At 69.2% G+C, this 416-nt stretch carries 1 protein-coding gene; it reads left to right on the forward strand.

Features of this window, described 5'->3' with window-relative positions; translation table 11 throughout:
• On the forward strand, positions 1–416 hold a 416-nt coding region (locus HR086_RS47715), incomplete at both ends, for a surface lipoprotein assembly modifier (RefSeq protein WP_174468994.1).

A 416-nucleotide genomic window follows, 5' to 3' on the forward strand; every position in this document is an offset into this window, starting at 1 on the left:
GTACCTGGGTGCCCTGCAGGCGCGCCAGCGCTGGAAAGGCGCGCTGTCCGCCGGCCCCGCATGGAGTGACAACATCAACCGCAGCTCGGCCAGCCGCACCTGCCTGTTCGGCGTAGGCGACGCCTGCATCATCGAACGGAAACTGCCCGACGCCCAGCGCGCAGGGGGCCTCGACTACGACGCCAGCCTGGAACGGCGCTGGGTCCTCGACGGGCATCATGGGCTGTACGTGCGCGGTCTCGCCTTCGGTCAGGCATGGCGCGGGCACCGTGCCTACAACGAGCTCAATGCCAATGTGCAGGCAGGTTACAGCTGGCGCAGTGCGCGGCAGACCGTGCTGCTTGCCCCCAGCTATGACGTCCAGGGCCTGGGCAACCGTGCGCTGCAGGGCGGCAGTGGCGTGCACGGCGAATGGC

The sequence above is a fragment of the Myxococcus sp. CA039A genome (assembly GCF_013336645.1).
In the GTDB taxonomy this organism is placed as follows: domain Bacteria; phylum Myxococcota; class Myxococcia; order Myxococcales; family Myxococcaceae; genus Myxococcus; species Myxococcus llanfairpwllgwyngyllgogerychwyrndrobwllllantysiliogogogochensis.